Origin of the sequence: Metalysinibacillus jejuensis (assembly GCF_003057615.1) — a bacterium.
In the GTDB taxonomy this organism is placed as follows: domain Bacteria; phylum Bacillota; class Bacilli; order Bacillales_A; family Planococcaceae; genus Metalysinibacillus; species Metalysinibacillus jejuensis.
In genome coordinates this window covers 1-11,917 of sequence record NZ_QAFW01000013.1, presented here as the reverse complement: position 1 = coordinate 11,917, position 11,917 = coordinate 1, and the positions used below count along the sequence as shown (strand labels likewise).

The window sequence follows — 11,917 nt, the reverse complement described above, 5'->3', positions numbered from 1 at the left end:
ATTATTTTTTGAGGAATATTTAGAACTATGAAATAATTTGCCGAAGCGGTACACTACATACAGATACATCATTAGGAGGTAATAACATGACAACGTATTCAGACATTTGGGATTTAACTACGCTTTATGCGGGAGGTACGAGTGATTCGCCTGCTTTTCATGAGCATATTGCGCAAATCCCGACATTTATTACGCAATTACAACAAGCTGTAGAGGCTGTAGAGCAACAGCCAACGGTAGAAACAATTGCTGAGGGCTTAGCTGCGATTACAGAAGTAATGGTGAATATGCGTAAAATTAGCGTGATGCTATCTTGTTTAACGGCACAAGATACGACAGATGAGCAAGCAAAGATTACTTATGGCAACATGGCGCCGTTATACGCGCAAATGGCAAAGTTAACGTACCGTTTTGATAAAGTGATTGAAACACTTGATGATGCGACATTTGAAGCATACTGTAAAGCACCTGCTTTAGCTGACTTTGCCTTTATTTTAACGGAAAAACGTACGCAAACGAAATTATTATTATCTGCAGAAGAGGAAGACCTTATTACAAGTTTACGCGCGAATGGGGATCAAGCGTGGAGTCAAATGTATGATTTACTTATTGCTGACATGACATTTTGTGTGACAGTGGATGGTAAAGAGCAGTCGCTGTCTTTTGGTCAAGTAAGTAATTTACGTAACCATCCTGATGCGGCAGTACGTGCAGAAGTAGACGCAGTGATTGAGCAAGCGTTTGCGGACAAGGAGCAATTTTTTGCCCATACACTAAATCATTTAGCAGGTTTCCGTTTAACCGCATACAAAAAACGTGGCTGGGATGATGTACTAGCCGAGCCGCTCCGCATTAACCGTATGAAGCGTGCTACACTTGATGCGATGTGGGGTGCTATTTCTAACACACGTGCACCGTTCGTTAAGTTTTTACAGCATAAAGCACAATTACTAGGTAAAGAAAAAATGACATGGGCCGATTTAGAAGCACCTATTGCAGATACCACGACACAAATTGATTTTCAACAAGGGGCGGATTTTATTTTACAACACTTCCGCGCATTTGGACCTGAGCTTGAAGGGTTTGCGCGCCAAGCCTTTGAAAAATCTTGGATTGAAGCGGCTGACCGCCCAAATAAACGTCCTGGAGGTTTTTGTACCACCTCACCACTTGACCAACAATCACGTATTTTTATGACCTATGCGGGTACGATGAGTAATGTATCCACACTAGCGCACGAATTAGGGCATGCTTTTCATTCATACGCGCTGCGCCCTGTGCATCCGTTAAATGCGAGCTATGCGATGAATGTGGCAGAAACAGCATCAACCTTTGCCGAAATGATTATTGCGGATGCCGCAGTTGAAGCTGCACAAGGCGACGAAAAAATCGCATTGCTTGAAGATAAAGTACAGCGTTCAGTTGCTTTATTTATGAATATCCAATCACGCTTTTTATTTGAAACACGCTTCTATGAAGAACGCAAAGACGGCATTGTATCCGCTAAACGTTTAAATGAATTAATGACCGAAGCCCAGCAAGAAGCATACGGAGGCGCACTAGCAACGACGCACCCACATTTCTGGGCGTCAAAACTGCACTTTTATATTTCAGGCGTACCGTTTTATAACTTCCCGTATACGTTTGGCTATTTATTCTCTTTAAGCATTTATGCGAAAGCAAAACAAGTAGGCCCAGCGTTTGAGGAGCAGTATATGGCACTCCTTCGTGATACAGGTAAAATGAACGTAGAGGACCTTGTGATGAAGCATTTAGGAGAAGATATTACACAGCCTGCGTTTTGGCAAAAAGGTGTAGACTTAGCCGTAAAAGATGTTGAGGCGTTTTTACAACTAACGAAGACGCCATAAAGGGGGAAATCATGCGCCTACTTTTTACCATTAGTGTCGTTTTATCAGGGATTATCACAGTAGGTGCAATTTGGGTTACCCAACATTTCACGTCAACTTTTGACGCTGCAGGTACAAATGAAATGTGGAGCAATGGCAATCCCGCTTTATTTTTCATCGTATTTGCGATGCCTATTATTTTATATTTTTTATTTGCGATGGTAGTAGTCTTTGAAAAGTTGCATACGAAATATCATGTCAACCGCCAGCGCTTTATTGCGGGGTATACGACTTTATTTCTTGTGTTACTAGGGTACACTTGCTATAAAATTAGTACCTTTAATAAGATGGCACAACCTTATTTTGAACAAAAAATCGGTTATCTTAATCCTTATACCAATGATTTATTTTTTAATGTCTGGACATTGTTAGCAGCACTTTGTTTAGTGGCGCTACTCTCTTTTTATACAAGCCGTCCAACAAAGTAAATGTAATGCGAGGTGATTAATTTCATCTCGCATTATTTTTTTGCGGTAAATACCGACTAAAAATTAACATAGTAAGGAGCGGTACTAGGCTAAAAACTACAGTGTCAGATAGCACGTGGTAAAAGGCTGTGTTAATGGTATAAAGCGCTAACAGTACTAAATAGCTAAGCAGTAACGCATAATCTATCACATTTTTTGTGCGATAAAAGGTTTCCTTTTGGTAAATAAAAAGAAACGGGCACATTACTAAAAGTACTAAGGTCATCATTCAACTTCCTCTCTATGTTGTTTAAATTTACCATCTTTAGTTTGGGGGGAATAGTAATAACCTGTCAATGGTACGGTAGAAGCAAAACTTTTTGTTACCCTAAAAATAGCAGAAATTTAGTAAAGGTATTTTTTGTTATTTCTGAAATAAGTAAATAACTGGATGTGACTTTTTGGGCGGAAAAATCACATAAAAGTCACAAAAAGTCACGGGAAAGTCACAAAAAGCCCGAAAAAGGATGAAAGAATGCGAAAGTCGCCTTACTAGATATCGCCTGTAATCCTTGTTATACTAGGCTTTGTGAATGAAAAAGAAAGAAGGCGAAAACATGAATGCGTACGATGAATATATGAAAGAAGTTGTAAAGCCAATGCGTCAAGAGCTAGTGGATGCAGGGTTTACAGAGCTAACAACAGCTGAAGAAGTACACGAATTTTTACCAGAAGCAAAAGGTGTAACGCTTGTTGTGATTAACTCCGTTTGTGGCTGTGCGGCAGGTTTAGCACGTCCGTCAGCACGCGCGGCAGTGGAACAAGTGAAGCCAGACCACTTAGTTACCGTATTTGCGGGGCAAGACCGCGAAGCAACAGCAGCAATGCGTAGCTACTTTGAAGAAGTACCGCCAAGCTCACCATCTATGGCAGTATTAAAAGATGGGCAGTTAGCGTACTTTATTCCGCGTGAGCAAATTGAGGGCTTTGACCCAGCGCAAATTACAGGGCATTTGGTTGGCGTGCTTGAACAAACATGCAACTAATTGTTACAACGGCGGGGCGTCCTGATGACGTCACGACAGCTTACGCACAGTATGCGGCTAATGCCCTTGCTGTGCGTTTTGTTGTGCGAAAAAAGCGTTCGGTGGCACGTTTACAACGTGAGTATGGCTGTGCGGTGCTTGTAGCGGGTAAGGCGCGTTATGAGTATTTTGCACTTGGGGCGACAGAGCCGCTGTTCTTTCATCCCAATACGGCAGCGTTTCGAGTTAAGCGCCTAGCACGGGGCGAAACAGAAACATTGCTTGAAGCGACTAAAATAACGCCAGGGGATACAGTGCTTGATTGTACACTTGGGCTTGGGGCAGATGCGCTCGTAATGCAGTTTGCAGGTGCACACGTTACAGGGCTTGAAGCGAATGCGGCGATTGCTTTTGTGGTGCGTGAAGGTATGCAGCACTATGATTATCAAGATGCCCCACTTCTTGCTTGTATGCGCGATATTAAGGTTGTGGCGAGTGAGGCGCTTGCGTATTTACGTACACAGCCTAATAAGTGTTTTGATGTGGTGTACCTTGACCCAATGTTTGATGGGCTAATTGCGGAGTCTACTAATTTTAGCGCACTGCGCGAAGCAGGGGAGCATACAGCGCTGACGCAAGACTGGGTGGATGAGGCCAAGCGGGTGGCACGCAAGCGCGTTGTGTTAAAGGCGCACTTCCGCTCACCTTATTTTGAGCAATTTGGTTTTATTCCACATATTCGTGAGACTTCTAAGTTTCATTTTGGCGAAATTGTGGTATACTAAGAGTATTGCTATTTTAGGTGCTATCAATTGGCATTTTCATATGTCTTTGACGACACTTATTCACACTGGCGTAGCTTTGGGGCTGCAAGGACGCAAAAGCAGGTAGGGTTTGCGTTGCTTAAGTCGAGAAGGCACAGTGAAACATTACCGCGGTTAGGTTATTATTTTCCTCAGATGATTGAGTTGATACGAGTAAATCCAAATAATAGATCAGGTAGCACCTATAAAATACTAGAGGGGTACGTTCTCACATCAGAGGGCGTGCCCCTCGTCTAATTTAGGAGGATATGATGGCAATTTTATTTGATATGGACGGCACATTATTTGATACAAACACAGTTCTTGCGCCAGCATTAGACGCAACATTCAGTGAACTGCGTGCGGCGGGTCTTTGGCAAGGGGCAACACCATTTGATACCTACACTAAAATTATGGGCGTACCGCTTCCGGTAGTGTGGCAAACGCTATGCCCAGCGCATACGACAGCGCAACATGTAGCAAGTAACACATTGTTTCAACAACACTTACATGAAATGATTACGACGCAAGGTGCATTGTATCCAGGGGTGCGTGACACTTTAGCGACGCTTGCCGAGCACCATGCGCTCTATATCGTCAGCAATGGTAATGCGCCGTATCTCGATAAAATTGTGACGCATTTTGAGCTAACGCCATATATAACTGCGATTTATAGTATTGATCGTGTGGCTTCTGGTGATAAGGGGGAGCTGATGCGTTTATTACTTACAGAGCAAGGCATTACAGAGGCGAGTGTTGTGGGTGACCGCCGCTCAGATATTGAAGGTGCTTTAGTTAATGGTTTAACGGCTTATGCGGCAAGTTATGGCTATGGTAGCCAAGAGGAGTGGGCGGGTGCGCAAGCTGTGCTTAGCGATTTTCCTTCACTAAAAAAACGGATAACATAAAAAACAACACCACTGATTTTTCAGTGGTGTTGTTGTGTATTATATAACTGCTACAAAAAATAGCGATAAAATGACTAAAATCACTACGATTAATAATGAAATCGGAATAATAAGTACGAAAAATGCGGCCCATTTACCAATTTTATTAGCTTCTGCAATTGCCGCAATGCTAGTGAAAAATGACCACATATTAATAGTAATTAATAAGAGGGCGACAATGCTAGCAAATAAGTCGAAGTTGCCATAATGATACGGATCAACGAAGGACTCAGGTGATGCGACAAACCATCCAGCGAGTATAGGTAATAAAGGGATGGAGAGTAGCGCAGGGACAGCCATTGCTAAATACGTTTGACGAATGGTTGCTTTACCGCGAAATAGACGAGAAATTAGCCAAATGGTAAATGATGATAGCCAAAATGCAATTGGTGCGAGTAATGGGCCTATCAAAAAGCTAAACCAGCCGAGTTCATAGATTGATTTGACGTTAGGGTCATCTGCTGAATTAAAATATGTCATAAACATTTGTGATAGGCTACTAAGCGCTACAATAAAGGCTGCTGTCCACCAAGAGTTTTTATCTAAAAATTGGCGAGTCGTTAATGTGGGATGAAACCACACGCTTTTCATAATGTCAATGTCTAGTTTATTGTCTTTCACAACTACCTCTCCTTACTTTAACTTTTGTAAAAACACAACTTTAAGATAATTAAACTCAGGTAGTGTCGAGAAGTCTTCTGGCAGTTGATGTTCTTCTAAAATGCGGTATTTTTTGCCGTCAAAGGCTTTGGCAATCATTTGTTTAAATTTTTTCATATCAAAGCTTGCGTTATTTGTTGATGCGACAATTACACCGTTTTTAGCTGTAATCGCAATTGCCTCAGCCAGTAGCTTAGGGTAGTCCTTCGCCGATGAGAAGGTTACCTTTTTTGTGCGGGCAAAGCTTGGTGGGTCTAAAATAACTAAATCAAATAATAAGTTATGGCGCTTCGCGTAGTTAAAGTAGCTGAAGACGTCCATCACTTTAATATCTTGTGCTTCGTAGTCAATGCCGTTTACGCTAAATTGCTCGATCGTTTTAGGTAGGCTACGCTTAGCTACGTCGACACTCGTTGTTTTAACAGCGCCGCCAAGTGCTGCAGCTACGGAAAATGCCCCTGTGTAAGAAAACGTGTTCAGCACTTCTTTACCTTCTGCATAGTTGTCACGAATCGCACGGCGTACATTACGTTGGTCAAGGAAAATACCCGTCATCGCACCGTCATTTAAATCAACCGCAAAGTTCATGCCGTTTTCTTTAATAATAATAGGGAAGTCGCCTGGCTCACCGCGCACAAAGTCGTCTTGCTCAATATACTGCCCGTTTGTGTCGAAACGTTTTTTCTCGTAAATGGCACGAACGTCCGCTACATTTTCGATGGCCTCATAAATGAAATGGCGGAAAGCGTAAATGCCCTCGCTGTAAAAGTTAATGACATAGTAGCCGTCAAAAAACTCAATCGTTAAGCCACCAATACCATCGCCCTCGCCATTAAAGACGCGGAATGCTGTTGTGTCAAAGCTGTCGTAAAACTCACTGCGCTCAGCAAATGCAGCGCGGAACTTACGCGTAAAGAAGTCTTCGTCAATTGCTTCGTTTTCTTCAGAAAGTACCCAGCCAACACCTTTGTTTTGTAAGCCGTAGTAAGCTGTAGCAACGTACTTGCCTTGGCTATCTACGAGTTTAAATAGTGTACCTTCTTTTGTTGGTAGTTCACCGTTCACCATTTCGCGTGTGATCAGCGGAAGGGTATCCATAAATTTTTGTGGGATTTGTAGTGTATGCATGTCTCGTCAGTCCTTCTTATAGTATGATATTCATTGTACAACAAATTAAGGGGTGACGTGATGATTTCGTTAATTGTGGCACATGATAAAAATCGTGTAATAGGTAATGATAACAAAATGCCGTGGCATTTACCAGGAGATTTACAATATTTTAAAGAAACAACAATGGGTAAGCCGATGATTATGGGACGTAAAACGTTTGAGTCTATTGGTCGAGCGCTACCTGGTCGCCGAAATATTGTCATTTCACGCAACAAAGCATACGAAGCGGAAGGTATTGAGCTAGCTTCTACACTTGAAGAAGCACTGCGCTTAGCAGGGAACGTCGAAGAAGTAATGATTATTGGAGGCGAGCAAATTTTCACTGCGAGTTTACCACTAGCTGACCGCCTCTATATTACTAAAATTGATTATGCCTTTGAAGGCGACACCTACTTCCCGAGTTATGATGAATTTACACAAGTGGCACAACAAGCACCAATTGACACAAAAGAAGGCTATACGTTTATGTATACGGTATATGAAAAATAAGGTTTTATACGTAGTCGCGCTACTTTGGCTCATTAGTGCATGGGGCGTTACGCCAACTAAAGGTGATTCGATGTTGCCGACTGTTCCGTCAGGCTCTTTAATTTGGGTCATGCCATTTACGTCGATTGAGCGGGATGATTTAGTTGCTTTTTGTCACGACGGTGTAACTTTTACGGGGGCCTGTCTCGGTGGTGAATCACTTTTAAAACGGGTAGTGGCGACGACAGGGCAAGCGGTTGCTTTTGAACACGGTATACTATATGTAGACGGATTGCCTGAAAAAAGAAATGTTGATAAGACGATGTTAACGGCGTTGCCTTATGTCGTTGAGCGTGATGAATGGTTCGTGCTCGGGGATAACCGTAGCGTTTCCATTGATTCACGCAATTTTGGTCCTATTCAACGTCAACAAGTGTTCGGCAAAGCGTTTGTGTTAACGACAGCAAATGTTGGCGGGCTGTTTCGTGCGTTACAACTTGTTACACTGTTAGTATTGCTTGCAGTGTTTGCCCGAAAAATATACAACCACATCTCAAGTTGAGGTGTGGTTGTTATCAATATGGGTAAAAATGGCCCGCATAATAAAAGGTACAATAAGTAACACAAAAAATAACCGAAAAATTTGGTAGCCCGATACGAGCGGTAAGTCTGCGCCTACAGCGTGTGCTACCATGCCGATCTGATCAAGCCCACCTGGGACAAGGGCAAGTAAGCTAGTGGCGGCTGAGACATCGGTTAATTGGTAAAACAGTAATGCGAGCAAGCTTGCCGCCACAAATAAAATACTGCCACTAAGGAGCGCATAAAGGAGCGCTCCTTTTTGTTTGCCGTCGCTGGGCTTTAGCATAAGCCCAACATTTACGCCCATTGCGAGCTGCGCTACGTGGATGATAGCAGCTGGCATCGGCTCACTTGGCAAGATGAGTTGCAGGATAACGGTAATAAGTGCAGGCCCAATGAGGTACGCCGTAGGAAAGCGAAAGTGTGCAGCGAGTAGTGCCGCAATGGTAGCCGTTAGCATATAGCCTACAAAGCTTGGTGTAAAATGAAATACTTCTTCTGTTACTGTGAGTGGCTCACGTGGCATAACGGTTACAATAATAGGCACACTGCAAATAATAATAAGTAAGCGCACGGTTTGTGTCATTGTCACAATGGCAACGTCTACACCTTCTGTTTCTTCTGCCATGACAAGCGCTTGCGTCATACCACCTGGAATCGTACCAAGTAGTGCCGTTTTAAAATCTAGTCCTGAGAGTTTAGTAATCATATACGCAATACCAATGCACAACGCTACAAGTGAAGCGGTAAAGACGAGCATGAGCCAAAATTGGCTAAAGATTTCGGCTAGGGCGGTAGGTGTAAGCGAGCGCCCAATGACATAGCCAATAACAATTAGCCCTGCGTTACGTATGCGCTTATCCCACTGCAAGTTAAACGGCAATAACCGCGCGCTTACCATGACGGCAAGCATAGGGCCGAGCAACCACGGGATAGGCAAGTGGAGTACGGTAAAGAGTATGCCGCCGAGTGTGCCAATCGCGGCAGTTTGTAAAAATGGCATAGCTGCCACCTCCTTTTGATAAAAAAAGCCGCTCACCTCAGTGAGCAGCCATTTATGTTAAGCGTTTAATAATAAGTGTTTGGATAACAAGGAACATAGCACCTACACACCAATAAAGAGCTAGAGCAGACGGCGCAGTAAAGGCAATCATGCCCATCATAATCGGTGTAATATACATTAACATTTTCATTTGTTTTTGTTGTTCAGGCGCAATATTAATAAGACTAATACGTGCTTGAATGAAGTACATCATAATCGTAATAACCGCAAGCGGCGTGTCACGACTGCCTAGCTCAAACCATAAAAATGAGTGTGTCGCAATTTCTGGCGTTTGACGGATGGCATAAAATAGCGCAATAAAAATAGGCATTTGAATGAGTAGCGGCAGACAGCCACTCACTGCGGCAAACGGGCTAGTGCCGTGTTTTTGGTAAAGGGCGCTTAATTCCTTTTGCATAGCCATTTGAGATTCAGGCGTTTTATCACCTTTATATTTTGCCATTACCTCGTCCATTTCAGGTTTAAGCACTTTCATTTTTTGTTGCATCGTTTTATTACTGCGTGTTTGTTTAATCACAAGCGGCAATAAAATAAAGCGTACGCCTAGTGTAATGGCGATGATGGCATAGCCGTAGCTACCGCCAAAAAAGGTCGCCAGTTTAACAATTAAAAAAGAGAAGGGGTGCACAAAATAATCATGAAAGACCCCAGCCTCTCCGCAACCTGATAATACTACCGTCGTACTTAGCAATAACAGCATAAGTACCGTTTGTTTAGTGAATAATTTGTTCGTCAATGATGTAGCCTCCTCTTAATTATGGATTAAGAGTAAGAGCTGTCGGCTTCATCATCAGGCTGTGCACTACGTTTAAAGGTTAACACCAGCCAGCTTTTTACATCAGCATTGTAAATCAGCGGGGTGCTATTGCTTGCTACTTGTTGTGTAGTCGTGTTGTGCACAGCGATATGCTGGGTATACACAAGCTGTGTGGCATGCGAAGTTAATATAAGTGTTAACGTAAGCACAATAAATAACAGCATCATGGACATATAAAAGTCCGTTGTGGTAAAGAGTGCGTCTGTAAAAAATGACAGCAACAAATGATTCACCTCCTTCTGTTAGTAGTATACGTTTTCACGCGGCATTTGTGAAGTAAGCCCTATAATAAATAGACAAGCACACAGTAATACATCGTCACACATCCCATAATAACAAACAGATGCCAAATCGCATGATTGTAAGGTAGCGAACGCCAAGCGTAAAAAATAGTACCTACTGTAAACCATAGCCCTCCGCTTACAAGAATCACAAAGCCTTCAAAACCTAAATGGCTATAAACAGGCTTTGCCGCAAAAATAATTAACCAGCCCATTGCGATATAAGCGAAAGTTGAGAGTTTTTCGAACTTAGTAAAAAAGAAGAATTTTATAAAGACGCCCAGTACGGCGAGTGTCCAAATCGTAACGAGTAGGATAAGCCCAAGTTTACCACCTACTGCAAGTAAGAGAAACGGCGTATACGTGCCTGCAATTAAAATATAAATCGCAGCATGATCAAATTTAGCAAAAAGGTATTTATAACGAAAAGGCATACTGTGTAGCAAAGTCGAAGCTAAAAATAATAATATGAGAGAGACACCGAAAATTATAGTTGTGGTCATTTGTAAGAGCGTTGTGCTTTTTATTATTAAAACTACGAGCGCAGGAATACTACTAATAAAGCCTAAGCCATGTGTTAGCGCATTCCAGTATTCTTCATGTTGATCACCATCTTGATATGGATTAAACATCTAACCACCTCCACTTAGAGCATATCATCGACAGATACGTAAAAAAAAGTTACGATTGTCATGATTTCATTTAGCTAGGCAAATGGTATAATGGTAAGGAAAAGGATGTGTCGAAAATGGGACAAATTCATATCGTGACGGATTCTACGAGCGACTTAACGCCACAAGAAATCGCCGATAATAACATTCACGTCGTACCGCTATCGATTCAAATTGATAACCAGACGTATACGGACGGCGTTGATATTCAGCCAGAAGAATTTATGGAAAAAATGGCGGTATCGAAAGAGCTACCAAAAAGCTCACAGCCAGCACCGGGCAAATTTAAAGAGGTGTATGATGCGCTAGGTAAAGACGGAGACCAAATTATTTCAATCCACATGACAGGTGGTATGAGTGGTACCGTTGAGTCAGCGCGCCAAGCTGCTCAAATGTCAGAAGCAGACGTTACTGTCATTGACTCACGTTTTATTGCAAGCGGCTTAGGTATTCAGTTGCTTGAAGCAGCGCGCTTACGTGATGCAGGTGCAACGCTTGATGAAATGATTAAGCGTCTTGAAGTTGTGCGTGATAATACGTATTTATATGTTATTGTAGACACGCTAGATAATCTTGTAAAAGGTGGACGTATAGGTAAAGGCCGCGGCTTTATTGGCTCATTACTTAACATAAAAGTAATTGCCAACTTAGAAGGCGGTGCTTATAACCCTGTCGGAAAAGTACGCAGTCATAAACAAGTCGTTAACCATCTGTTTAAACAATTTGTTGAAGATACAGAAGGTAAAACGGTAAAAATGGCTTCAATTTCGCACGCCCATGGCATGAAAACAATGGGCACACCATTAAAGGAAAAAATTGAGGCAACAGGTTATGATAATGTGCGAGTGCAATTTACTTCACCAATTGTATCTACCCATACAGGTCCTGGAGCAATAGGCTTTGTTTATTTTGCAGAATAAGAAAAAGTGCTAAAACTACGGTTTTGGCACTTTTTTTGTTGGAAGGGTTAATCATAAATAAAATAGTTGAGACTCCCACGGCTAAAGCCGCAAGCCCTTCACCTTGCGATGTACGGGTGGGATTCTTGAGTGATGTACCGTTCGCAATTCATTTCTGCTTTGAACAATCCTCAAGATAAGGGCATCTCATTGC

14 protein-coding genes are annotated in these 11,917 nt (G+C 42.4%); 8 read left to right on the top strand and 6 right to left on the bottom strand.

Annotation, left to right across the window (positions count from 1 at the left end):
* Positions 1-86 precede the first annotated feature (86 nt).
* The 5 genes from DDE80_RS06240 (at position 87) to DDE80_RS06215 (ending at position 5,053) form a co-directional block, all read left to right on the top strand.
* Positions 87-1,871 (top strand): M3 family oligoendopeptidase, encoded by a 1,785-nt coding sequence (locus DDE80_RS06240; RefSeq protein WP_108306815.1) that lies wholly within the window; start codon positions 87-89, stop codon positions 1,869-1,871.
* Between the two features lie 11 nt (positions 1,872-1,882).
* A complete protein-coding gene (locus tag DDE80_RS06235) occupies positions 1,883-2,338 on the top strand; it encodes a hypothetical protein (RefSeq protein ID WP_108306814.1) in 456 nt (151 codons plus the stop codon).
* Positions 2,339-2,934: 596 nt separating this feature from the next.
* On the top strand, positions 2,935-3,363 hold the full coding sequence (locus tag DDE80_RS06225; protein WP_036147261.1) for a BrxA/BrxB family bacilliredoxin: 429 nt from the start codon (positions 2,935-2,937) through the stop codon (positions 3,361-3,363).
* On the top strand, positions 3,354-4,127 hold the full coding sequence (locus DDE80_RS06220) for a class I SAM-dependent methyltransferase (RefSeq protein WP_108306812.1): 774 nt from the start codon (positions 3,354-3,356) through the stop codon (positions 4,125-4,127). The genes DDE80_RS06225 and DDE80_RS06220 overlap by 10 nt, the downstream gene beginning before the upstream one ends.
* Positions 4,128-4,417: 290 nt before the next feature.
* A complete protein-coding gene (locus DDE80_RS06215; protein ID WP_161952282.1) occupies positions 4,418-5,053 on the top strand; it encodes an HAD hydrolase-like protein in 636 nt (211 codons plus the stop codon).
* A 39-nt stretch (positions 5,054-5,092) separates the two neighbouring features.
* On the opposite strand, the gene DDE80_RS06210 is transcribed toward DDE80_RS06215, so the two are convergent.
* Positions 5,093-5,713 (bottom strand): YIP1 family protein, encoded by a 621-nt coding sequence (locus DDE80_RS06210; RefSeq protein WP_108306810.1) that lies wholly within the window; start codon positions 5,711-5,713, stop codon positions 5,093-5,095.
* A 12-nt stretch (positions 5,714-5,725) separates the two neighbouring features.
* Positions 5,726-6,880 carry a class I SAM-dependent rRNA methyltransferase gene (locus tag DDE80_RS06205; protein ID WP_108306809.1) on the bottom strand — a complete coding sequence of 385 codons (1,155 nt, stop codon included), beginning with the start codon at positions 6,878-6,880 and terminating at the stop codon, positions 5,726-5,728.
* 60 nt (positions 6,881-6,940) lie between these two features.
* Here DDE80_RS06205 and DDE80_RS06200 point away from each other — a divergent pair, with 60 nt between their 5' ends.
* Positions 6,941-7,411: a dihydrofolate reductase gene (locus DDE80_RS06200; protein WP_108306808.1), complete on the top strand. Its 471-nt coding sequence runs from the start codon at positions 6,941-6,943 to the stop codon at positions 7,409-7,411.
* Positions 7,401-7,952 carry a signal peptidase I gene (lepB, locus tag DDE80_RS06195; protein ID WP_161952281.1) on the top strand — a complete coding sequence of 184 codons (552 nt, stop codon included), beginning with the start codon at positions 7,401-7,403 and terminating at the stop codon, positions 7,950-7,952. Before DDE80_RS06200 ends, lepB begins: the two co-directional genes overlap by 11 nt.
* Here lepB and DDE80_RS06190 read toward each other — a convergent pair.
* From DDE80_RS06190 to trhA, 4 genes are read right to left on the bottom strand one after another with little or no spacing between them, the layout of a single operon-like run.
* Entirely contained in the window at positions 7,944-8,975 is a 1,032-nt protein-coding gene (locus DDE80_RS06190; protein ID WP_108306806.1) for an AbrB family transcriptional regulator, read from the bottom strand. The two genes, lepB and DDE80_RS06190, sit on opposite strands and share 9 nt — an antisense overlap.
* A 52-nt stretch (positions 8,976-9,027) precedes the next feature.
* Positions 9,028-9,771 carry a membrane protein insertase YidC gene (gene yidC / locus DDE80_RS06185; RefSeq protein WP_235612289.1) on the bottom strand — a complete coding sequence of 248 codons (744 nt, stop codon included), beginning with the start codon at positions 9,769-9,771 and terminating at the stop codon, positions 9,028-9,030.
* Between the two features lie 26 nt (positions 9,772-9,797).
* The gene (locus DDE80_RS06180; RefSeq protein ID WP_108306805.1) at positions 9,798-10,076 is read right to left on the bottom strand and encodes a hypothetical protein; all 279 of its coding nucleotides are present in this window, start codon (positions 10,074-10,076) and stop codon (positions 9,798-9,800) included.
* 59 nt (positions 10,077-10,135) lie between these two features.
* Positions 10,136-10,765, bottom strand: coding sequence for a PAQR family membrane homeostasis protein TrhA (trhA, locus tag DDE80_RS06175; protein ID WP_108306804.1), 630 nt, complete (start codon positions 10,763-10,765; stop codon positions 10,136-10,138).
* Positions 10,766-10,881: 116 nt separating this feature from the next.
* Between trhA and DDE80_RS06170 the strand changes: the two genes are divergently transcribed.
* Entirely contained in the window at positions 10,882-11,724 is an 843-nt protein-coding gene (locus DDE80_RS06170; RefSeq protein ID WP_108306803.1) for a DegV family protein, read from the top strand.
* The last annotated feature ends 193 nt before the right edge of the window (positions 11,725-11,917 follow it).